Annotated in this window: 22 protein-coding genes and 5 pseudogenes; 16 read left to right on the top strand and 11 right to left on the bottom strand. The window is 70.2% G+C overall.

Annotated features, from left to right (window positions below; genetic code table 11):
• Positions 1-139 precede the first annotated feature (139 nt).
• Entirely contained in the window at positions 140-778 is a 639-nt protein-coding gene (locus tag U5640_RS43300; RefSeq protein ID WP_340384693.1) for a GNAT family N-acetyltransferase, read from the top strand.
• A 7-nt stretch (positions 779-785) separates the two neighbouring features.
• Here the strand turns inward: U5640_RS43300 and U5640_RS43295 are convergent, their stop codons facing one another.
• The 3 genes from U5640_RS43295 to U5640_RS43285 form a co-directional block, all read right to left on the bottom strand.
• Positions 786-1,127 (bottom strand): PhzF family phenazine biosynthesis protein, encoded by a 342-nt coding sequence (locus U5640_RS43295; protein ID WP_340385681.1) that lies wholly within the window; start codon positions 1,125-1,127, stop codon positions 786-788.
• Positions 1,128-1,304: 177 nt separating this feature from the next.
• On the bottom strand, positions 1,305-3,479 hold the full coding sequence (locus U5640_RS43290) for an SAM-dependent methyltransferase (RefSeq protein ID WP_340384691.1): 2,175 nt from the start codon (positions 3,477-3,479) through the stop codon (positions 1,305-1,307).
• 142 nt (positions 3,480-3,621) lie between these two features.
• Complete coding sequence (locus U5640_RS43285; protein ID WP_340384689.1) at positions 3,622-4,371, bottom strand: class I SAM-dependent methyltransferase; 750 nt, start codon at positions 4,369-4,371, stop codon at positions 3,622-3,624.
• 366 nt (positions 4,372-4,737) lie between these two features.
• On the opposite strand from U5640_RS43285, the gene U5640_RS43280 reads away from it, so the two are divergent.
• Together U5640_RS43280 and U5640_RS43275 are read left to right on the top strand one after the other, a co-directional pair.
• Entirely contained in the window at positions 4,738-5,412 is a 675-nt protein-coding gene (locus U5640_RS43280; protein WP_340384687.1) for an alpha/beta hydrolase, read from the top strand.
• Positions 5,413-5,569: 157 nt separating this feature from the next.
• Positions 5,570-6,232, top strand: a complete 663-nt coding sequence (locus tag U5640_RS43275; RefSeq protein WP_340384686.1) for a hypothetical protein — start codon at positions 5,570-5,572, stop codon at positions 6,230-6,232.
• A 62-nt stretch (positions 6,233-6,294) separates the two neighbouring features.
• Here U5640_RS43275 and U5640_RS43270 read toward each other — a convergent pair.
• Positions 6,295-6,570: pseudogene (locus tag U5640_RS43270) on the bottom strand (alpha/beta hydrolase); the annotation flags it as partial.
• 98 nt (positions 6,571-6,668) lie between these two features.
• On the opposite strand from U5640_RS43270, the gene U5640_RS43265 reads away from it, so the two are divergent.
• Positions 6,669-6,944 (top strand): hypothetical protein, encoded by a 276-nt coding sequence (locus U5640_RS43265; protein WP_340384684.1) that lies wholly within the window; start codon positions 6,669-6,671, stop codon positions 6,942-6,944.
• A 16-nt stretch (positions 6,945-6,960) separates the two neighbouring features.
• On the top strand, positions 6,961-7,353 hold the full coding sequence (locus U5640_RS43260; protein ID WP_340385679.1) for a hypothetical protein: 393 nt from the start codon (positions 6,961-6,963) through the stop codon (positions 7,351-7,353).
• Positions 7,354-7,493: 140 nt separating this feature from the next.
• Here U5640_RS43260 and U5640_RS43255 read toward each other — a convergent pair whose 3' ends face one another.
• A complete protein-coding gene (locus U5640_RS43255) occupies positions 7,494-8,111 on the bottom strand; it encodes a TOPRIM nucleotidyl transferase/hydrolase domain-containing protein (protein ID WP_340384682.1) in 618 nt (205 codons plus the stop codon).
• 236 nt (positions 8,112-8,347) lie between these two features.
• Between U5640_RS43255 and U5640_RS43250 the strand changes: the two genes are divergently transcribed.
• A complete protein-coding gene (locus U5640_RS43250; protein ID WP_340384680.1) occupies positions 8,348-8,719 on the top strand; it encodes a hypothetical protein in 372 nt (123 codons plus the stop codon).
• A gap of 407 nt (positions 8,720-9,126) precedes the next feature.
• Positions 9,127-9,612: a hypothetical protein gene (locus U5640_RS43245; protein ID WP_340384678.1), complete on the top strand. Its 486-nt coding sequence runs from the start codon at positions 9,127-9,129 to the stop codon at positions 9,610-9,612.
• A 59-nt stretch (positions 9,613-9,671) separates the two neighbouring features.
• Here U5640_RS43245 and U5640_RS43240 read toward each other — a convergent pair whose 3' ends face one another.
• Both U5640_RS43240 and U5640_RS43235 read right to left on the bottom strand, forming a co-directional pair.
• On the bottom strand, positions 9,672-10,274 hold the full coding sequence (locus tag U5640_RS43240) for a TetR/AcrR family transcriptional regulator (RefSeq protein WP_340384676.1): 603 nt from the start codon (positions 10,272-10,274) through the stop codon (positions 9,672-9,674).
• A gap of 257 nt (positions 10,275-10,531) precedes the next feature.
• Positions 10,532-11,008 carry a hypothetical protein gene (locus tag U5640_RS43235; protein ID WP_340384674.1) on the bottom strand — a complete coding sequence of 159 codons (477 nt, stop codon included), beginning with the start codon at positions 11,006-11,008 and terminating at the stop codon, positions 10,532-10,534.
• A gap of 515 nt (positions 11,009-11,523) precedes the next feature.
• Between U5640_RS43235 and U5640_RS43230 the strand changes: the two genes are divergently transcribed.
• Together U5640_RS43230 and U5640_RS43225 are read left to right on the top strand one after the other, a co-directional pair.
• Positions 11,524-11,892, top strand: a complete 369-nt coding sequence (locus U5640_RS43230) for a hypothetical protein (RefSeq protein ID WP_340384672.1) — start codon at positions 11,524-11,526, stop codon at positions 11,890-11,892.
• 198 nt (positions 11,893-12,090) lie between these two features.
• Complete coding sequence (locus tag U5640_RS43225; RefSeq protein WP_340384670.1) at positions 12,091-12,525, top strand: VOC family protein; 435 nt, start codon at positions 12,091-12,093, stop codon at positions 12,523-12,525.
• Positions 12,526-12,543: 18 nt separating this feature from the next.
• Here U5640_RS43225 and U5640_RS43220 read toward each other — a convergent pair.
• A pseudogene (locus U5640_RS43220) lies at positions 12,544-13,327 on the bottom strand (transposase).
• Positions 13,328-13,339: 12 nt separating this feature from the next.
• On the opposite strand from U5640_RS43220, the pseudogene U5640_RS43215 reads away from it, so the two are divergent.
• A pseudogene (locus U5640_RS43215) lies at positions 13,340-13,447 on the top strand (leucine zipper domain-containing protein); the annotation flags it as partial.
• Positions 13,436-13,594: pseudogene (locus U5640_RS43210) on the top strand (integrase core domain-containing protein); the annotation flags it as partial. The pseudogenes U5640_RS43215 and U5640_RS43210, both read left to right, overlap by 12 nt.
• 49 nt (positions 13,595-13,643) lie before the next feature.
• Here U5640_RS43210 and U5640_RS43205 read toward each other — a convergent pair.
• Positions 13,644-14,057, bottom strand: coding sequence for a cytidine deaminase (locus U5640_RS43205; protein WP_340384668.1), 414 nt, complete (start codon positions 14,055-14,057; stop codon positions 13,644-13,646).
• Between the two features lie 300 nt (positions 14,058-14,357).
• On the opposite strand from U5640_RS43205, the gene U5640_RS43200 reads away from it, so the two are divergent.
• Both U5640_RS43200 and U5640_RS43195 read left to right on the top strand, forming a co-directional pair.
• Positions 14,358-15,059: an LLM class flavin-dependent oxidoreductase gene (locus tag U5640_RS43200; protein WP_340384666.1), complete on the top strand. Its 702-nt coding sequence runs from the start codon at positions 14,358-14,360 to the stop codon at positions 15,057-15,059.
• A pseudogene (locus tag U5640_RS43195) lies at positions 15,005-15,130 on the top strand (IS5/IS1182 family transposase); the annotation flags it as partial. The gene U5640_RS43200 and the pseudogene U5640_RS43195, both read left to right, overlap by 55 nt.
• Positions 15,131-15,234: 104 nt before the next feature.
• Here U5640_RS43195 and U5640_RS43190 read toward each other — a convergent pair.
• Positions 15,235-15,849, bottom strand: a complete 615-nt coding sequence (locus U5640_RS43190; protein WP_340384665.1) for a hypothetical protein — start codon at positions 15,847-15,849, stop codon at positions 15,235-15,237.
• Positions 15,846-16,433 carry a sigma-70 family RNA polymerase sigma factor gene (locus tag U5640_RS43185; RefSeq protein WP_340384664.1) on the bottom strand — a complete coding sequence of 196 codons (588 nt, stop codon included), beginning with the start codon at positions 16,431-16,433 and terminating at the stop codon, positions 15,846-15,848. The genes U5640_RS43190 and U5640_RS43185 overlap by 4 nt, the downstream gene beginning before the upstream one ends.
• A 350-nt stretch (positions 16,434-16,783) precedes the next feature.
• Between U5640_RS43185 and U5640_RS43180 the strand changes: the two genes are divergently transcribed.
• From U5640_RS43180 to U5640_RS43170, 3 genes are all read left to right on the top strand, one after another.
• A complete protein-coding gene (locus U5640_RS43180) occupies positions 16,784-17,119 on the top strand; it encodes a transposase (protein ID WP_340384663.1) in 336 nt (111 codons plus the stop codon).
• A gap of 157 nt (positions 17,120-17,276) precedes the next feature.
• Positions 17,277-18,386, top strand: coding sequence for a DUF5937 family protein (locus tag U5640_RS43175; protein ID WP_340384662.1), 1,110 nt, complete (start codon positions 17,277-17,279; stop codon positions 18,384-18,386).
• Between the two features lie 56 nt (positions 18,387-18,442).
• On the top strand, positions 18,443-19,711 hold the full coding sequence (locus U5640_RS43170) for an MFS transporter (protein ID WP_340384661.1): 1,269 nt from the start codon (positions 18,443-18,445) through the stop codon (positions 19,709-19,711).
• The last annotated feature ends 56 nt before the right edge of the window (positions 19,712-19,767 follow it).

Here is a 19,767-nt window from a genome sequence, read left to right as displayed (position 1 = left end):
GTCAAGAAGTGGTATGGCGCCGACCATGAACCGGTATGGATCAGTCTGCTGCTCCTTTCCGTGCCGGGCTCGGACGCGCATCCGCTACCGTGCTCACGTCCGAAGCGCACGCGTGGCACACCGGTACACGGAGGGAACCGTGGGCAACACGACGCCAGGCGACGAGTCCACCAGCTTGCGCACCGCGCTGCTGGACACGGGGACATGGCCCGCGTTCGCTCGACTGGTCGAGGCGCACAACGGCGTGTGGGGCGGCTGCTGGTGCATGGGCTTCCACGTCAGGCTCGGCCAGGGGCGCACCTCCCAGCAGAACCGTGCCGAGAAGGAACAACGCGTGCGTGACGGTCACGCGCACGCCGCGCTCGTCTTCGCCGACGACGACTGCGTGGGCTGGTGCCAGTTCGGCACGCCTGCCGAACTGCCGGAGATCAAGAGCAGGCGGAAGTACGAGAAGGAACTGGTGACACCGCCGGACTGGCGCATCACCTGCTTCTTCACCGGAAAGGGGTGGCGCGGGCGCGGGGTCGCCCACGCCGCGCTCGGCGCCGCGCTGGCCGGCATCGCCCACCACGGCGGCGGCACCGTGGAGGGCTATCCCGAGGAGACCGATGACCGCTCGGTGTCGGGCTCCTTCCTGCACACCGGGCCGATGGCCGTCTTCGAGAACCACGGCTTCTCCCGCATCCGGCCGATCTCGCCCCACCGCTGGGTCGTCGCCCGCGACGTCGACCCGCAACAGCAGTCCGATGACAGCCGATCAGTGACACCTGATCAGTGACAGTTGATCAGTGATGACTGAGAGTGGGGAAGGTGGCGGGGCTCTGGTCGAGTACGGCGGTGTAGCGGCCCGCCGCGCGGCGTCGGGTGGTCACGTCGACCGTCCGGGCCGTCAGCTTCAGGCACCAGGTCTCGGTGTCCTCGGCGCCGTGCAGGGCGTGCAGGACGCATGCCGCCCCGATGAGGGGATGGCCGGCGAAGTCGAGCTCCTCGGCGAGGTCGAAGACGCGCGCTCGCCAGCTGCGCACACCGGTGCGCTCCGGCGCCAGGAACACCGACTCGAAGTGGCGCATCTCCTGGGTGATGCGGACCATCTGCGCCCCGCTGAGCCGCCGCCGCCCGGTTCGGATTGGCCCCGCGGTGACACACGTGAACGTGCGGACTCTTGACCGCGCGGAAGTGGAACGCTGGAAGCAGACCTTCGCCCTGTACTTCGGCGGGGTCAAGGGCGATCCCACTCCCGGCCGGCTCGGCCTGCGCCCCGGCGCCTGACGGTACGGATCGCCCGCCCCGCGCGGAGCGTGGTCTCACGGGGTCCGGGAGCCGCTGATCAGGCTGATGCGGCCGGTGCCGGGAAGGGCGGGGTCGAAGGCGGGCGGTACCGGTCGGCCGTAGGTGCGGGCGAGGTCGGCCGCCTCGTGGCTGACGGTGCTCCAGCCGTGCCGGGCCAGCCGGAGGACCGGGTCCTCGGTGCTTTCGTTGCGCCACAGTGAGGCGAGCGTGTGCATGACGTCGTCATCGGTGGCGTCGGCCAGTGCGGCACGGGCCTGTTCGGTCTGGAACATCGCCAGGCTGCCGTACTCGACGGCGAACCGGCTGGACGGGGCGCTGAGGGTGCCGATGCGGGTGAGCAGGTCCTCGCCCTCCTGCTCGGTCAGGTAGACCATGAGGCCCTCCACCAGCCACGCCGTCGGGAGGAGGGGGTCGAAGCCCTGGGCGCGCAGTGCGCCCGGCCAGTCCTCACGCAGGTCGGCGACGACCGCGGTCCGTACGCAGCCGGGGGTCGGAACGCGGCCGGTGATGATCCGGTCCTTGAAGGAGAGGACGTCGGACCGGTCGATCTCGAACAGCCGGACGGGGGCGGGCCAGCTCAGGCGGAACGCCCTGGCGTCCAGACCGGCCGCGAGGACGACGACCTGCCGGCAGCCGGAGTCGACCGCATCCCGCAGAAAGTCGTCGAAGTAGCGGGTGCGCAGGGCGAAGTAGTCGCCCATGGCCAGCCTCAGGAGTTCGCCCCGGGAACTCGACCACGCCGCCAGCTGGGCGCCCGCCGCCGCGACGGTCTGCAGCGCTATCTGGTCGTCGAACAGCCGGTCGGGGCGGATGGTCTCCAGGGCGCGCGCCGAGGCCACCGCCAGTGCCGTGGAGCCCACGGCCGTCAGCAGCCCGCCGCCGTCGGCGGTGCGCGTGTCCTGCTCCTGTCCGGTGGTACGGGGGGTGCCGTCCGTCTGCGGCGTCCGCGCCCCGTGCGTCGGACGCGCCTGGCGGTGGAAGGGCACGCCGCGCCGCCAGATCCGCCGGATGGCGCGGGTGGCGGTGATGTCCTGCGTGGGGTCGCCCTCGACGAGGATCAGGTCGGCTCGCAGGCCGGGGGCGATCCGGCCGCGGTCGTGCAGCCCGAAGTGGACGGCGGGAGCCGCCGTGGCGGCGGTGAGCGCCTCGGTCGGGGTGAGGCCCGCCGCCACCAGCAGTTCGAGCTCGCGGTGCAGCGCCGCCCCGTGGACCACGGGGCAGGCCCGCCCCGGGGCGTTGTTGGCGTCGGTGCCCGCCAGCAGCCGCACCCCGGCCCGGTGCAGTCGGCGGGTGGTGGTGAGGGCGTGGGCGAAATCGAGGCCGGGGGGCGGGAGGGTCACGGCCAGGCCTTCGAGGCCGTCGCGGATCGCCGCGCCCGCGTCGGCCGGCAGCCAGGCGGCGATGCGGTCGTCGTCGGCGAGGGCGCGTCCCTCGTCGGCGCCGCTGGACACCTCCATCATCGCCAGCGTGGGGATGACCACCCGGCCCTCCGCCGCGGCCCGGTCGACCAGCTCCTGCGGCAGCGGCGCGTCCAACGGGACGTGGGTGAACGCGTCGACACCCGCGTCCAGGGCGTCGCGCACCGTCGCCGCGTCGGCCACGTGGGCGACGGTCGACAGGTTCCCCGCCCGGGCGGCTTCGGTGACCGCGGTGGCCGTCGCCGCGTCGAGCGTGGGCAGGTCGACACCGTGGTGACCGCCGTCGTCGAACATCAGCTTGATGTAGTGCGCGCCTTCCTTCTGCCGTGTCAGGACGTACTCCTCGGCCTCCTGCGGGCCGGCCAGCGACGGGATGTACGGCATGGACGCGACGGGGTGGCCGCCGGTCGGACAGACCACGGTTCCGCTGCTGCGCAGATCGGCGACGTCGTCGTGGGCGGTGGCGGTGGCACACAGCCAGGAGGTGAGCTCGGCCGGGAAACTGAACATGTCCAGCTCGGTGGTGACGCCGAACGTGAGAGCCAGGCGCAGGTTGTCCAGCGTGCCCATGACGTGGGTGTGCGCGTCGATGAGCCCGGGGAGGAGGGTGTGGCCACTGCCGTCGACCACCTCCGTGAGCCCTTCGGCGTCAGCAGCGCCGGCGTCGGGTGTGGGCAGCACCGCCGTCACGAGTCCGTCCTCGACGAACACCGACACGCCGTCCATGACGCGCTCGCCGTCGAAAACGCGCGCGCCGTCAATTCGCATCATGAGTCGAACTCCTCGTGCAGCCGTCGTGCAGGGCGGGGACGAACCGAGGACGACGACGCTAGGCCCCGGAGCGTCCGGCATCCGCCCCCGCGACGGAGGTCTGGGTGAACCACCAGTCCCGACGTCCTGCAGGGGAGGCCGATCAGGCGGCGACTCGGAGCCGGAAGTGCAGGTCGGTGGCGCCTGCGGGCGCGGGGTCGCCGTCGTGGTCGGTGACCGCGCTCACGGTCAGTCCGGCGGCCGTGGCGAGTTCCTCGAAAACGTCGCGGGGATACCAGTGCAGGACCCACGGACGCTCCACCACGCTGCTTTCGGAGCCGTGGTGGCGTTCGTAGCGCAGGAGCGTCGTCTGCGTCCGGGCCTGTTCGTCGCGTTGCTCGGCGACGGCTGACACCCGGAGTTCGGCGCCGTCGGGCGCGGTGGCCGTACGCACGCGTCCCACCTGTGCGGCCGGGGTCGGTACAGGCGTGAACAGGGGCACCAGGGCGGTGCCGTCGTCGGTGAGGTGGGCGCGGATGCGGCGCAGGGCGGCCAGGGCGGTGGCGTCGTCGGGGAGCAGGGTGAAGGTCGGTCCGGCCAGGAAGATCGCCCGGTACCGCCGAGGCAGGTCAAGGGCCTCCATGCGCTGGTGGAACACGGTGACGGGGATGCCGAGCTCGTCCGCCCGGCGCCGGAGGCGCTCCAGCATGTCGGCGGAGGAGTCGACGCCCTCGACCGCCAGGCTGCGCCGCCGCAGTTCGAGCAGCGGATCACCGTCCCCGCACCCCAGCTCCAACGCCGGGACGCCGGCGTCCTCGACGAAGGCCGCGTAGGGGTCGGGGTCCTGTGAGAAGGCCTTCAGGGGCCCGTAGATCTCTGCGACGATACCGGTGTAGAAGTCAGCTGGGTCCACGGCCGTCACCCTAAGCACACTCCGCCGTACGTTCACTCGCATATCGGGACCGAGTCGCCCCTCAGCGGCCGGCGGAGGCCGGCGTCATGGAGCTTGCTCAGTGCTGCTTGATCATTCGACACGAGCACCTGGGCCAACCGCGCTGCCACCGTCACCACCGCGGGCCACGCCGTGGCAGCGAGATACACCTCGTCACCGGCATCGGGGCCGAACGCGTCCTGCACGGCGGACGCCTTAGGCAGCGCCGAGGCGCGCCATCAGTTCCACTTGGTCGAGTTCTCGAACTGACCGGGATCGAGCCACACTTCACGCTGGGAGTGCGGGCCAGCTGACCTGAGGCGGCTGCGGCTGACCTACCATGACGCGGTGAAGTTCGTCATGGTGCCGGGCGGTTGGCAGGGTGGATGGGTCTTCGACTCGGTGGCAGCTGAGCTGCGCCGGGACGGTCACCACATCGAGGCGGTGACTCTGTCGGGGCTGGAGGCGAACGGCCCGGTCGATGTGGACCGTCCGCCGAACCTCGACACCCATGTCGCCCAGGTGGCCGAGATCATCGAACGTGGTGACGGAGCGCCGGTCGCGCTGTGCGGGCACAGCTACGGCGGGTTGGTGATCGCGGGGGTCGCCGACCGGCTCGGGGACCGCCTCGACCAGCTCGTCTTCATCGACGCGTACGTCCCCGCCGACGGGGACTCGTGTTGGTCGTTGACGAGTGACACCTTCCGCGAGTTGTTCATGGCCGGCGCCCGCGCGGACGGTCGGTGGGTCGCGGTACCGGAGGGGCTCGACCCGCGCGCGCGACCGCATCCATTGGCGAGCTTCGTCCAGTCGATCAGGCTGGCAGGCGACCTCAGCCCGGCGCTGGGCCGCACGTTCATCAGCGGTGGCGCGTGGCCGGGCAGCCCCTTCGTGGCGCTCACCGAACGGTTGCGCGACGACCCGAACTGGCGGGTTCACGACATCCCTGTCGGCCACAACATCGCCCGCCGCGACCCGCTCGGCCTCGCGGCCGTTCTCGGCTCGCTGCCGTCCGCCTCGTGATGTGCCCTGAGTGTGCCTTCATCCTGGCCGTATCCGGACAACACCACAGGTGTCTTCCGTACTATCGCTACGACACACATGCGCGCCTGTAACTGCCGCTTCCCGTGCGGCAGCAGGCGGAACAGCATGAACCTTCGGCAGGAAGGCCATGAGCGTCATGTCCGAAAACACCCTCCCCAAGACCGAGTTGACCTCTCAGTACAGCGCGCAGGTGGCAGGCGACCTGGAACGCAATCTCAAGGAGCAGGAGCGGCTCAGCGGCGAGATCGAAGCGCTCCAGGAGAAGCTGGCCGCCGTACGGCACGACCACACCGTCCTGGTGAACCTCCAGCAGGCCCTGGGTGTCCCGGCGGGACCCGACGCGCCGGCCGTCGATCCCGTCCCGGCGGTGCCCGCTCCCCGTAAGAAGGCGGCGCCGGCATCCGGCGCGACCGAGCGGACCAAGGGAGCCAAGGAGACAAAGGAGACCAGGCCGACCAAGGCCAAGAAGGCGGCGCCCGCGAAGAAGGCCACCGTCAAGAAGACCGCCGCCGAGGCTCCGGCCGCCCCGTCGGCTGCGCCCAAGCTGGTGGATCTCGTCAGGGACCACCTCGCCGGTCAGGCGGAGCCCCGCTCGGCTGCCGAGATCACCGCCGAGCTGGGACAACTGCATCCCGAGCGCACGGTGAAGACCACCGTGGTGCGTTCGACGCTGGAAGGGCTCGTGGCCAGGAACCAGGCCCAACGCTCCAAGCAGGGCACCTCCGTGTTCTACACGACTCCGGAGCCGGCCGCGCCCACGAACGGCGAGCCGACGGAGCAGCCTGCGTCCCAGGCCTGATCGCGTCGAGTCGTCCGTCGGCGCCGCGTCCGGGCCGCCCGGACCGCTTCACTCGTCCAGTCCAGCAGCCTGCGCAGCCAGCGGAGCCGGGCCGCGCGGGCGCCCGCGGACAGGGCGGCCCGGGGCGCCAGGCCGTCGAAGCCGTGGAAGCCGCCCGGCCGGACGGGCAGCTCGGCGCCACCAATCGCCCGCCGGATGCAGCTCGCGTAGGCGACGTCCTCGGCGCGGGCGGGTGCTGCACACGGCGAGACGTCGGCGGTTCCGCGCGCCTCGCCCAGCAGCGCGCTGGACCCGGTCTCGTCGGACGTGCGGTCCCACACGCCCACACGCCCAAGCCGCCAACGGCCCGGCAGGCGGCACGCTCACCCTCCGGCACGCCGAGTCCTCGACGCCGACGGCCGCCTGCCCCGAGATCGACGCCTCCCCCGGCGTCACCGTGGAGCAGGCCGAGGTGGTGGTCGTGGCCGGCGATCTGCGCCGGATCGGCCGGTTGCACTGCTCCGACGACCGGGTGCACACGCTGTACGCCAACGCGGTGCGCTCCCAGCGCGGCAACTTCCTGGCCGTACCCACGGACTGCCCGCAGCGCGACGAAGGGCGCGGCTGGACCGGCGACTTGACGGCCTTCGTCACGACCGCGTGCGCCACGTTCGACATCAGCTCCATCCTGCTACAGCTGGCTCACCGACCTCGCCGTCGAGCACCTCGATGAACTACCGCCGAATGAGCTGCCGTTCGCGGGCACCGGTGCGGGCTGGGGCGACGCCAAGACCGTCGTCCCTACCGCCCTGTACGACGCCTACGACCGGCGAGGCTTGCTGCGCCGCCACTACCCGGCGATGGGCGCGTGGGTCGAGTTCACCGCGGGCCGACTGGACGCGGGCGGGACGTGGAGCGGCAACGCGCAGCTCGGCGACTGGCTCGACCTGTCCGCCCCGCCCGAGGACCCGGCGCGCGCCACCCCACCACCCCAGACCTGCTGCGCGCTCGCCCTCAAGTTCGCCGTTGCGCCGGCCGCCGAGCGCGAGGCGGTGGGCGACGCGCTCGCCGCCCTGGTGCACGCGAACGGCGGACGCAACGCCACGGGCTTCCTCGGCACCCGTTCGTCCACGGTGCGGTGATGCGGGCTGGACTCGGCCGTCGTCGAGTCCGCCCTCGCAGGGCGACGCGCAGCCCGGTGCAGCGGGTCGACGCCCGCCCACGGTCCGTCGGCGCGCGCATGCCCGACACGCCCGCCGCGTCCCCGTCCCCCGTCCCGTATTCACAGGCTCGCGAAGAGGCCGTCCAGCGGGGGCGGTGTCCGGTCCGGGGCGAGAGCCTCGACGAGGAGGCGGCCGTAACGGATTTTGCGGCCCCGCTTGGTGCCGAGGAAGCGCCGCATCTGCCGATGCCGGGGCCGGCCGTGCTGTGCGGGCTGCCGCTGGAAGGACTGCCAGGCACGGAAGTCGCCCTCGGCACGGAAGATCTCTTCGACTTCCGCCGTGCCGAGCGCGCGGATGAGTTCGTCCTCCAGATCGTCGGTGCATACGTAGATGTCCTGGAGCGGCGCCTGCGCCCGCGTCAGGCCGCGCTCGTAGAAGCCTCTCTCGCGGTCGTCGCACAGTCCCGTCAGACGCAGACCGAGGCCGGTCGGCCCGAGGAGCCCGGCGTAGCGGCCGACGCTCATCGCCCCGCCCATGGACACGGCGCACACCCCCTCGGCGGCCAGGTCCCGGCCACGCCGGTCGGCCAGCGCTTCGACGGCCGCGAGATCGCTCAGCCCTTCCAGAAGCACCGCGGTGCGCGCCCCGAGGCTTTCCGCCAGATCGCGCGCCGGCCCGTCGGGGCCACCCGCCGCCCAGTTGGTGACCGCATCCTGCAACGCCCTCATGTCCGCCATGGGGTGAGTGTGCACGTCCTGCGTTGGCCTGACACGGAATTACGCGACGGCCTCACAACGGGGACCGGCCGCGGGAGTGTCTGTCATGAGCGCAACGCCGTAAGAAGCTCTTCGCCATATCTGAGAAGTCAGGGAATGAGCCTAGGTCGGGCCGCCGGGACGCAAGCCTTGGCTTCCCTACCGTTGCCCGGTCGGCAACGTCGTTGTCAGAAACACCATTGCCAGAAGTGCTGTTGATGGAAACCAGGTCCCGGCCGCCCCAGGGGCAACCATGGGAGAACGGCTGGGCCGGGGACCCCTCCCCACCCCTGGGAACCCGACGGCTCTGGCTGGCCGTCGTCCTCGCCCTGGCCACCGGTGTCGCCGCGATCTCGCCAGGGCCGGTCCCTGTCCGACGACGAGACCGGGTCCGGGCTGATCTCGTTCGCCACGCCGCCGAAGGACGACGCCCCCTCGACACCGGCCCGGAGCCGTCGGCCTCGGCCGAGAGGCCGTCCGACGGCAGGCCTCAGGGCGACTCCTGGTCGTTGCAGGCGGTCAACTACCCCGACAGTTACTGGCACGTGAGCGGTGGTCTGATCACCCTCGACCAGGTGGTCGGCTCGTAGTCCCGCCAGGACTCCACCTTCACCGTGATCAAAGGCCTTGCCAACAGCTCCTGTTACACCGTCACTACGTCCGACGGCATGTACGTCCACCTGCGCGATTCCGTCCTGCGCGCCGAACACAACGGCAGTTCGCGGCTGTTCGCACAGGATGCGGCCTTCTGCCCCTTGGAGTCCCCGTATTCGGACGCCATGACGTTCCAGCCCGTGAACCACCCGAACCTACTGTCTGCGCCACAAGAACTTCCAGCTCCGCCTGGTGGCGGGCCTCACCTCCCCGTAGGTGCAGGGGGACGGAGCCGTAGCGGCGGACGGGACGTGACCCGGCGTCGGTCCTCGTCCTTTGTTCCGAGGTGCGTTACGGCGCGAGACCGATCCGCTCCGGTCCGGCCGTCCCTAGCGTGATCCACATGAACGACGCAGCGGGCAAGACACCTCACGACCGGGCTTTCGACATCGTCCGGGGCTATGTGGACCAGGACGCGGTCGCGGTCCACGAGGCGCTCGACGGTCCAGGCGCGGACGGCGCGTCGGAGGTGTACGCGATCCTGAAAGGCCTGCTGCGTTCCACCCTGAGCATCATGCAGCTGACCGGGAGGTCTTGGCGGCTGGACGACCTGGTGCGGCGGGCCGACGAGATCGCCGTCTCGGCCCCACCGCACTACGAGTTCGCCGTGGCGGAGGCGACGCGGGCATGGGCTCGTGGAGACGAGTCGGCGATGCGCGCGGCCTCGTGCCGGGACCTCGCCGCGGCCGTGCACATCACCGCCGTGAGCGTCACCGTCATGGGACTGGCCGTGTGGGGCCGGACCGGGTTCCTCGACGTGCTCACGGAGTCCCACGAGACCGCTGCCGCACTCGCCCGGGAGCGGGGTTACGGCATGTCCGAGCATTAGCGGTCCAGCGCCCTCGGACTGTCCGTCACGTCAGGACGGACTCCGGTGGGCACGGAGGTTCACCGTGCCTCGGCGCTGGTGACCCGCCGTACCAGATCCGCCCACGCGGTCTGGAGGCGCACGGTGGTGACCTGGGCGTCGGAGCGCAGGTGGTCGAGGGTCTCCAGGTCGACGAAGGCGAGCAGGGCATGGGCGAGCATGGTGTGGTCGCCCACGACGCCCGCCTCCCGCAGGAGTGCGGTGACGTGGTGGCGGAAGGCCCGGCCGTAGGGGGAGGTCCGGCGGCGATCGGTGGGCACCTGGCGGCCCAGTGCCGGTCCGAGGTCCGTGGTGTCGGCGACCCGAGCGATCAGGGCATGGCCGAACGCGGTCAGCCGGTCGCTCGCCGGAGCCCCCGGCCCCAGCGGCGGCGGGCCGGAGGTGTACGCCTCGTGGAACTCGGCCTCGACCTCGTCCAGCAGGGCCAGCAGAAGGCCGTTGCGGTCGCCGAACCGGCGGAACAACGTGCCCTTGCCGACCCCGGCCACCTGGGCGACCTCGTGCATCGTCACATGCTCGGCGCCCCGCTCGGCCACCAGCCAGGCGGCCGCCTCCAACAGTCGGGCACGGTTGCGGACGGCGTCGGCACGCTCCCGCGGGGGAACGTCCGAAGGCCCGGTCATCCCTCACTCCGCGGTACGACATCGACGTACACGCAACCGTCATCGATGCGCACCGGATACACCGGCACGGGCCGCGACGCCGGAGGGGCGAGTGGCTTGCCGGTGCGCAGGCTGCGGACGTGCGTGTCACCGCTGGTGGACATCGAACTCCTCGGACGAGTCCGTGGTCGCGGGTGACCGGACTGATCACCCAGACTAGCGACCGGGACCGCCGCCGGTACCGGCCCGCGGTCCGACATCGGGCTCGGCACATGGTCCTAGGACGCCGGGTTTCGGCTCCACTTGGGGGCTGCTGGCGCGAGGTTGGGAGTGCTGCCCATGGTGAGGTCCCAGTCACCGTCCAAGAAGAGGTCGAGGCGACCCGTGCAAGTCGATGGAGTGATCTTTCCGAACCGGTCCCGGACGATGAAGCGTCCATCCGACCACGCGGAACTCGCGAAGGAGTCTCGCCTGTCCAGGTAGGTCGGTGGCTCGGTCATCCACCGAGCGTCAGGCGCTGCCTCGGAATTGCTCGTGACCTCGATGCGCCCCGCTTCCCCGACATCGCGGTTCAGACAGCGCACGACACGTGCCCTGGCCGCCTTGTTTGGCGAGGTCTTCGACAGCAGAGTGATGGGCAGTGCGAGGCTGAAGTCCTGGCGCCGCAGCGTCTCACACGCCTCGCGGATCGCTGTCTCGACCGCATCGCCCCGGTGATGGCGTCCTGCCAGGTCGACCAGCGCGTCTTCGACCACGGCAAGCAGGCAGGTGTCACGCGCCCGCGGCGGACGGGCCCCAGGGCTTGCCAGTACTGCCTGGACTGCGTCCTGCCGGGAACACACGTGATCTGGATCTTTGCGCAGCCGTCAACGTCGAGCCCCTTCGGCAACAGCGCGACCACGCCTTCGCGCACGTGATGGGCCAGCCACCGGAACGGAACTCCTTCCGGCATCGACCCATCGCTGGCCGCCTCGATGGCCAGCGTCGTCAACTTCACCCAACCTCCCCGGTGAGGTCCTGTTTGATGGTCAAGACCGCCGAGGATGCCTGCCCTTCGCCGAACTCCCGTCCGGCGATCGTTTCGTGGCCGGGCTGACGGCTGGTCCCGTCCTCGCGCAATATGACTTCCCGGGACCGGCCAGTCCGTCTGACAGACCTCAGGTTTGCCGCGTCGGCGGAACCACGTAATGATCTACTAGCCTGGCCTGGCCTTTGGCCCCGGCGCGAGTGCAGCGCACCGTACGAACGAGGAGCAACCACCGTGGGTGTCATGGTCTCGGTCAGGGGCTGGCTGGAGTGTGATGACGGACAGCTGGCCCGGATCAAGGAGATCGTGACAGCAGACGATCCCGAGCGCACCTACAGCGGGGGCTGGGCGTTCCCTCCTCGGCAGTACAACGCCGTCAGGTGGGCCTTCTACGGGGGCCACATCCGCGCGGTGTCCCTCGACTGGTTCGAGGAGAGGCTGCGTCAGATCGCCCGGATCCCCGCCACCCGCCCGGATGACGCGTACGACGAGCGGCCCCGGGGGCTGTTCCTGGTCAGCCATGACGTCGACGGCATGAGCGAGTGGAAGGTCCGCGGCGGCGACCTGGAGATCGGCCGCCCGTACGGGGACTACCGCTACCTCGACGCCTAAGGGTCGGCCCGAAACTGATCTGTGGCACGAGAGTGGTTGGCCGGGATTGGATCCTGGGTCCCATTTTTTGGGAGACACCGACCTCGGTTCACCCCTGCGACCGCACGACACAGCAGCGGATGGCAGGGGCCGTCCTCCGGACAACGTGCGGCCCACCCGCGCGGGGAGATGAGCACGGGCCCCTGTTATCGTGCGCCGATGTCAACGATCAAGCAGTTCCAAGTGACCTTCGACTGCGCGGAACCTGCGCGTCTCGCCGCCTTCTGGTGCGAGGTGCTGGGGTACGTCGTACCTCCGATCCCGACAGGGTTCGCCACTTGGGAGGACTACCATCGCTCACTGCCGCCTGAGGATCAGGCGATCTACTTCGCGTGCAGTGATCCCTCGGGTAGGGGCCCGCGCCTGCTCTTCCAGCGCGTTCCCGAAGGGAAGGTCGTCAAGAACCGGCTGCATCTTGACGTGCGAGCCGGTATCGGACTCGTGGGTGAGGAGCGCCTGGCCACACTTGAAGCCGAATGCGCACGGCTGGTCGCGCTGGGCGCGGTACATGTGCGAACGATGCGTGCCGATGGCGAGAACGAGTCCTGCATTGTGATGCAGGACATTGAGGGCAACGAGTTCTGTCTCGACTGAGGATCTTCCGGGTCGGAGTTATCCCGCAGGAGCAAGGTTGTGCAGCCGGGCGATGCCGAGGATGGCGGTGGACGCCGTCGCCTTTGAGACGGCAGTCACGCAGGATCTTCCAGGTCTTCATGCGGGCGAAGACGTGCTCGACGCGGGCGCGGACTTGCTTGTGGGACTTGTTGTGCGCCTGCTTCCAGTCGGGCAGTTCCTCGCCCTTGCGGCGCCGGTGGGGCATGAGGAGTCCGGTGCCGGGGTAGCCGCCGTCGGCGATCGTTGTGGTCTGTCCGACGGCGGCCTTCGCGCCGGATTCTGCCCACGCCGTGCAGTCATTGCGATCGCCTTGCAGTCATTGCGATTGCCTGGCAGAGGGCGGCCGATGACGACGATCAGGCGGCTGTCGGCGTCGATGACAAGCTGGTGGTCGGTGGAGTACCGGTAGTTCTTCGACTGCTCGGCGACCGTGTGGTCGCGGGTGGGACCAGGGTGCCGTCCACGATGAGCACGGCGTCCTTCGCGAAACGCTGTCGAGGTTGGAGAGCGAGCAGGGGACCGAGATGGTTGATGATGCGGTCTGCGGCCGACTTGGATACGCCGAACAACGGGGCGAGTTGGCGCATCGTCAAGTCCGTGCGCCAGTAAGCCGCGCCAACAGCAAACGGTCCTCCAGGGACAGACTCCATGGCCGCCCCCGACGGACGGTGCCAGCTCCCTTGCGCCGCAGTACGGTCACCAGCTTGCGGAACCGGCGCGAGCTGAGCTCTGTGAACGGACCTATACAGGACGGCTCCGACGCCGTGATCACACCAGCCACCGTAATGTCCGGCTGACCGTTCACGGCAGGCGGCTGCTGGTCGAACGTGTCGGCGACGGCCGGCCGGTCGCGCACGTCGCGGCGGAAGTGGGCATCTCCCGCGCCACCGCCCACAAGTGGGCCTACGTCCGCCCTTACACCAGCAACAGCGAACGAACGACGGCCCTGGCAGACTTCCTGCACACCTACAACCACCACCGCTGCCACACCGCACTCGGCCGCCAGCCGCCAATCAACCGCGTGAACAACGCTGCGGGTCAATACACCCAGCCGGACCACGTGGGGGTGCCGCGGTCCGGGCGGCGGGGCCGCGGGTTCACCCGGCTTCGAGTTGGTGATCGGCCCACACATAGGTCTCGGGCAGCAGGTCGGTGATCCGCACGGTGCGGATGCCGTCGCCTTCGCCGACGATGACGTCGAGGGCGGGGAAGTAGTCGAGGAGGACCTGGCGGCAGCGGCCGCACGGGGGTACGACCCCACGGTCGCGGTCGCCCACGGCGACGATCGTGTCCAGCTCATAGGCGCCCTGAGCGGCGGCCGTGCCGATGAGCACCAGCTCGGCGCAGGGACCTCCGGTGAAGTGATAGGCGTTCACCGCGGTGATGATCCGGCCGTCCCGGGCGCGTGCCGCGGCGGCCATGGTGTGGTTGTCACCGTGGCACCGGGTGCGGGCGACGTGCGCTGCGGCCTCGATGAGTTCCTGATCGACGGGGCGGGTCTGCGGGGGCATCTTCTCTGCTTCTCTGCCTTCTTCGTGAGGTGTCAGGTGACGTTGGCGCATGTGCTGACGGTACGCAAGCGGATATCGGTGCTTCGCTCGTCCGCAGGACGTGCGCCGCGCCCGCTTTGCCCATCGCCCCCCCACATACACAGACGCCCCCCATAGACGTCGCACCGACGTCACGCCAGGGCCGCCCCCTGAAGGTTCGCCCCGCGGGGGATTGCAGCGGACCGGGCCACGCAATAAGTTTGGGTCCAAACGATATGCCCGCCGCAGCCCCAGGACACACGGAAAAGAGCGAGGACGCCGATGACGACCACCCCGCCCCGCATGCTGCTCGTCCTCAGCGAGAACTGGACCCTGACCGGCGGACGGGCCGACCTGCCCGCCGCCGTACGGTGGGCGCGGGAAGCGGAGGACGCCGGGTTCGACTCCGTCATGGTGAGCGAACACATCGTGCTCGGGCCTGACGCCGCGGCCGACGGCATCATGGGCAACCCCCGCGACTACGCTCTGCCGGGCAACCAGGACCCCTTCACTCCCTGGCCCAACTCCCTGCTCCTGCTGGCCTCGATCGCCTCCGTCACCGAACGCCTGCGACTGGCCGCCGCCGCCGTCCTCGCACCGCTGCGCCACCCCCTGCTGCTGGCGAGGGAGCTCGGCACCCTCGACCTCCTCAGCGAAGGCCGGCTCCTCGTCCAGCCGACGGTCAGCTGGAGCAAGGACGAGTACGACGCCCTGGGCGTGCCGTTCCACCGGCGGGGACGCGGTGCTGGTCACGGCCGCGAGCGTCCAGGACTCCGTCGCCGGCCAGGCCCTCATCGAGAAGGTGGCCGCCGAGCATCCCACGGTCCGCAAGACCTGGGTCGACGGCGGCTACCGCCAGCACCTCCTCGGAGCACGCAGCGGCCCTCGGAATCGACATGCCCATCGTCCGCCGCGACCCCGCTACCAGGGGCTTCACCGTCCTGCCTCGCCGCTGGACCGTCGAACGCACCCTGGGCTGGCTGATGAACCACCGCCGACCGGCCCGCGATTACGAGGCCGAACCACATCGCTCCGAAGCCATGGTCCACCTCGCAACGCCCCCAACCCGGCGTCCCGGGATGAAACAGCGGGAGAAAACGACCTCTGAAGACTCCTGGGCTGTTTCGAGGCGATCTGCTTCAGCCGTCCCCGGCCGGCCTCAACCGCCTGCCACGGGCCGGGAACCGATGGCTGCGCAGGCCGCCCTCTTGGTGGGGTAGCCGTCCGCCGGGTAGATCACGGGCCCGCCCAGTTTCCCCTGGCCGTCGGTGGTCGAGGACTCGCCGCTGCCGGGCTGCGCGTTGGGGAAGTAGCAGGCGGCGAACCGGGTCGGCTTGGGAGTCTGCGGCACTGTGCCCTGTGCGGGCTGGTTCCACATCCGGTTCCAGGCCACCGCGCAGGAACGCGCTGCGTCCTGCGGATCGAAATCCTTCATGGCTTTGAGTGGCAGCTGACTCAGGTCCGCCTCGGGCGACAGCGTGCGAGCGCACATGACATTGCGCCCGCCCTCGCCCCATGGCCCGAATGTGGCTACGGCAGCCGTGGTGGCGCCCCCGAGGAGGACGGCTGTGACCGTACCCACCATGAACAGGTGCCGACGTCGCCCAGAACCGGCCACGGCCGGCGGCTGCCCGGTGCGGCGCAGGATCTCCCGCAGGACCCTCTGGCCGTCTTCGGACGCTGCCCAGCCTGCGGCGCCGTCGCCGGTGGGGCGCAGGGCGCGGACGGCGGCGAGGTCGGGTGCCTGGCGGTGCTTGGTGACGGTCTGCTTCATGCTGACTCCCTTTGGGTGAGGTGTGGCTGGGCAACAGCGTCATGGACGGGCTGTGCGTGTCCTGCGCGGGGCAGCGCTGCCCTGAACCTTTTGCGCGCCCGGTGCAGGCGCACGGCGAAGGCCGTGGCCGTGCAGCCCGCGACGATGGCCGCCTGCTTGGCCGTCAGGCCGTACCAGGCACTCAGCACGAGTACCTCCCGGTCCTGTTCGGAAAGCGCCGACAGCGCGGCGGCCACCTCGGCACGCGTCCCGATCGCGTCCCCGATCTCCGCGGCCCCCGTCCGGTCGGCCATCATCGCCAGGCGCTCGGTCAGTGCCCGGTGCCGCTGGTCGGACCGCACGCGGTTGGCCAGCAGCCGCCGGGCCGAGCCGAGCAGCCATGGCAGGGCATCGTCGGGCACGGCCCCGGACTTGCGCCAGGCCAGCACGAAGGTCTCCGACAGGATGTCCTGTGCTGTCTCCCGGTCCGTACGGTGCAGCAGATACGCCAGGACCCGATCGGCATGAGCTGTATAAAGGGCCTCCAGGGCCCGGTGTCCGGCAGGGTCACCGTAGTCCCCGGCGGTTGTTCGTCGTCGTCTCACAGCACCTCCATGTTCCGTCCATCAACGGCCGTCAACGGCCGTCAACCGGGAGATGTACGGTCGGGCCGGATCTCTTACAGCCACAGACGGATTCGAGCTCCGGCCGACTCGGCCGCGTGACACGGAGCACGAGCCTGCCGTGCCTGCACACCCCGCGCGAATCACCTGCGCGTGATCACCACCCGCGCCGAGGGGAAGGGCACAAGGTGCTCGCCGGACCCTGCCCCGTGGACTCGACGAGGCTTCTGTTCGAGTTCCTTGCCACAATGGCGAAGGCCAAGGCGCCTCCTGCGGACAGGACGGCCTCGGCCGAGGAGACGCCGGTGGTGTAAGTGAGGATTCCAGCGCCGGTGGCCACGATCATTGAGACCAGGGGCCGGGTCACCGGGTTGTCACCGGCAGTGATCGCTGAACTCGTCGCTGAGGTAGGGCCGTTGTGGCACGAACAGCACCGGGTGGTGACACCGCCCCATCGCAAGTTCAAGAAGAACGCTCCCACCTGGTACGAGGAACACGAGCAGCAACGCAAGGCCCACTCCTCACGACGCATCCGCGTCGAGCACGGCATCGCACACCTGAAAAACTGGCGGGCTCTGGCGCGTCACCTCGGGCGACGCGAGCACATGAGCGACATCGTCCACACTTCGACGTGCCACGCCCAACCGTGCACGAGGTCGTTGATCTGACCCTCATCTCGCGGCCCTGGAGGTCGCGGGCAGACCAGTCGCCCAGGAACGTGTAGCCGAGGATGTTGTCCCAGTGCCCGCCGCCCGCGCCATCGGGATAGGCCGAAGGCGTGGCGCGGCTCCCGTCGCGGATGCGGTGCGGCAAGGATGAGGGGTCATGACGATCGTGTTCCGGGTTCCTGCCCGCGGTGCGGAGCGGGTGGGGTTCGCCTACTCGCCGACGATGGAAGCCGTACTGAGTCTCCATGTGCTGGTGGAGCCCAAGCACCACCCTGTCCAGCACGGCTGGGTGCGTGCCATGCGCAAGCTGTCCCCGGCGCTGAAGCGGGAGATCGAGGCGTTCTCCTACGCGGTGCGCTCATACTTCCCCGAGTTCCTCTTTCCGCAGCCGACCGGCGGGCTGGCGGGCTTCGAAGATGAACTGGCCGGCTTGCGCGGGGCGGATCCGGAGCTGGTCCGCCTGGAGTTCGCCGTCCCCCTGCTCACGCCGTGGCCGGGTGGCGGCGAAGGCAGGGATCCGAGGGTGCTGAACGAGCCTGAGGTACGCGGTTTGCTGCGGGAGCGAGTCGCACGGGAAAGCGACGAAGCGATGGTTGCGATGCTTCTCGACGACCCCCGCGCGCTGCTCGAACGGTTCCTGAGCATGCTGGAGCGCTACTGGCGGGAGGCGTTCCAGGAGGAATGGGCACGGCTCGAACCCGAACTGGCCGCCGGTGTCAGCGAGGCCGGACACCAGATCGAACAGCGCGGCCTGTACGGGATGCTCCGCGGCCTGTGGCCGGAGGTGCGCAGCGATCCGCAGGCCGAACGCTTCTGGCTGGAGCGGCCGCACGACCACGAGGTCGCCATCGGCCCGGACGACACACTCGTACTCGCCCCCAGCGCCTATGTGTGGCCGCACGTACGCGTCAACTGCGACGGTCCGTGGCCCCTCGGGCTCGTCTTCCCCGTCTCCTCGATCGTCCGGGAAGCCCGCCCGAGGATTCCGCCGACCAGGCTCGTCAGCACACTCCGCGCGCTCGCTGACGACTCCCGGCTGCGCGCCCTGCGGCTGCTCGCCGAACGCCCGCGCAGCACGCAGGAGTTGGCACCGCTCGTCGGCGTCAGCGAGGCCGCCCTGTCCAAGCACCTGCGCGTCTTGACGGACGCGGGCCTGTTGGAGCGCCGCCGCGAGGGCTATTACGTCCTGTACCGGCTTGTGCCCGGCCAGGTGGCGGGCCTGACCCCCAGCTTGGAAAGCTTCCTGCACGGCGACACCGAGGACTGATTAGCCATCTGCCTAATAAGTGGATCAGGCCGCCGACGAGAACCGACAGTGGCCGCATGTCACTGCTGAAAGACCGCAACTTCCTGCTTCTCTTCGCCGGCCAGGGCATCTCACGCTTCGGCGACGGCCTGTACACCGCCGCGACGGCCTGGCTGGCCTGGGCACTGACGAAGGACCCCACGGCCGTCGCCGTCGTGAGCGTCTCCGCGTTCGCGCCCGCGTTCGTGGCCACCTTCGTCGTCGCCTCGTACGCCGACCGCCGCGACCGCCGGAAGCTGATGATCGCCACCGACCTGGCCCGGGTCGCCGTGGTGGCCGTGGCTTCGGTTCTGCTCTTCCTCAACCTGCTGACCCTGCCCCTGCTCGTGGCAACCACGGCGCTGCTGGCGCTGATCGGCGCCCCGTTCGCCCCGGCCCGGAACGCCATCGTCACGCAGATCGTGCCGGACGACCGCCTCCAGCAGGCCAACGGACTGCTGCAAGTCGCCTTCCGAGCGGCCTTCTTCGTCGGCCCGCTCGTGCTCGCGCCGCTTCTGGCCTTCGGCTCGCTGCAGTCGGCGCTGGTGGTGAACGGACTGACCTTCCTGGGCTCGGCGGGCGCCGTGGCCGCCATCCGCGTCACCCGTCCCGCACCGACCATCGGCCAGACGGGGCTGTGGTCCGATCTCAGCGCCGGGCTCAGGGCAGTGCGGGCGGCTCCCGAAGTGCTCGTGGTCATCGTGACCTTCGTGCTCGCCCTCACCCTGACCAACGGTTTCCTGACCGTCGGGCTTGTCGCGGTTGTGGGACAGGGCGGCCAGTACGGCCTGCTGCTCGGCATCGCCGGGGTCGCCGAAGTGGTGGGCGCCCTGCTCCTGGCAGGTCTGCGCATTCGCAGGCTCGCACTGGCCGCTGTGCTGGCGTGGGCCCTGCTCGGGATCTTCCGGGCTCCGCTGGGAACGGTCACCTCCCATGCTGTGGCGGCGGTTCTCCTGACCGCCACGGGGCTGGCCTCGGCCCTCACGGACATTCCCTTGATCGCACTGGTGCAGCAGCGCATACCGAGCCGTCATCTGGCGAAGGCGCTGGGCCTGTGGGAAGCCGGGGTGGCAGGAGCCCTGGCGATCTCCCCCTTTGTGGCCTCGACCGCCATCACCCTCGCCGGAGTCGAAAACGCCTTCCTGCTCTCGGGAGCCGCCGTTGCCGTCCTGGCCGTGGCCGCCACGCTCGCCCTCGGGGGCATCGGCTCACCGCAGCCCGGTCGAGAGCCCTTCGTCACGGCCGACGGCTCGGCGAGCGTCGCGGCGCCGGAAGAGACAGCGGTGATCACGGCCAAACCGGAGTGACCGCGCGGATCATCTCTGTGCGCAGGTCAGCTCAGGGACGCTGTCGCCGCAGCCTG

The organism is Streptomyces sp. SS7 (assembly GCF_037993025.1).
Taxonomy (GTDB): domain Bacteria; phylum Actinomycetota; class Actinomycetes; order Streptomycetales; family Streptomycetaceae; genus Streptomyces.
The sequence above is the reverse complement of the archived record's forward strand: the minus strand, read 5'-3'. Positions and strand labels throughout refer to the sequence as shown.

Bases quoted from the DNA above. Each gene is read 5' to 3' on its own strand.
- U5640_RS43290 (WP_340384691.1), bottom strand. From the start codon at position 3,479: ATGATGCGAATTGACGGCGCGCGCGTTTTCGACGGCGAGCGCGTCATG.
- U5640_RS43275 (WP_340384686.1), top strand. From the start codon at position 5,570: ATGTCCGAAAACACCCTCCCCAAGACCGAGTTGACCTCTCAGTACAGC.
- U5640_RS43255 (WP_340384682.1), bottom strand. From the start codon at position 8,111: ATGGCGGACATGAGGGCGTTGCAGGATGCGGTCACCAACTGGGCGGCG.
- U5640_RS43250 (WP_340384680.1), top strand. From the start codon at position 8,348: ATGGAAACCAGGTCCCGGCCGCCCCAGGGGCAACCATGGGAGAACGGC.
- U5640_RS43245 (WP_340384678.1), top strand. From the start codon at position 9,127: ATGAACGACGCAGCGGGCAAGACACCTCACGACCGGGCTTTCGACATC.
- U5640_RS43240 (WP_340384676.1), bottom strand. From the start codon at position 10,274: ATGACCGGGCCTTCGGACGTTCCCCCGCGGGAGCGTGCCGACGCCGTC.
- U5640_RS43230 (WP_340384672.1), top strand. From the start codon at position 11,524: ATGGTCTCGGTCAGGGGCTGGCTGGAGTGTGATGACGGACAGCTGGCC.
- U5640_RS43225 (WP_340384670.1), top strand. From the start codon at position 12,091: ATGTCAACGATCAAGCAGTTCCAAGTGACCTTCGACTGCGCGGAACCT.
- U5640_RS43205 (WP_340384668.1), bottom strand. From the start codon at position 14,057: ATGCCCCCGCAGACCCGCCCCGTCGATCAGGAACTCATCGAGGCCGCA.
- U5640_RS43200 (WP_340384666.1), top strand. From the start codon at position 14,358: ATGACGACCACCCCGCCCCGCATGCTGCTCGTCCTCAGCGAGAACTGG.
- U5640_RS43190 (WP_340384665.1), bottom strand. From the start codon at position 15,849: ATGAAGCAGACCGTCACCAAGCACCGCCAGGCACCCGACCTCGCCGCC.
- U5640_RS43175 (WP_340384662.1), top strand. From the start codon at position 17,277: ATGACGATCGTGTTCCGGGTTCCTGCCCGCGGTGCGGAGCGGGTGGGG.
- U5640_RS43170 (WP_340384661.1), top strand. From the start codon at position 18,443: ATGTCACTGCTGAAAGACCGCAACTTCCTGCTTCTCTTCGCCGGCCAG.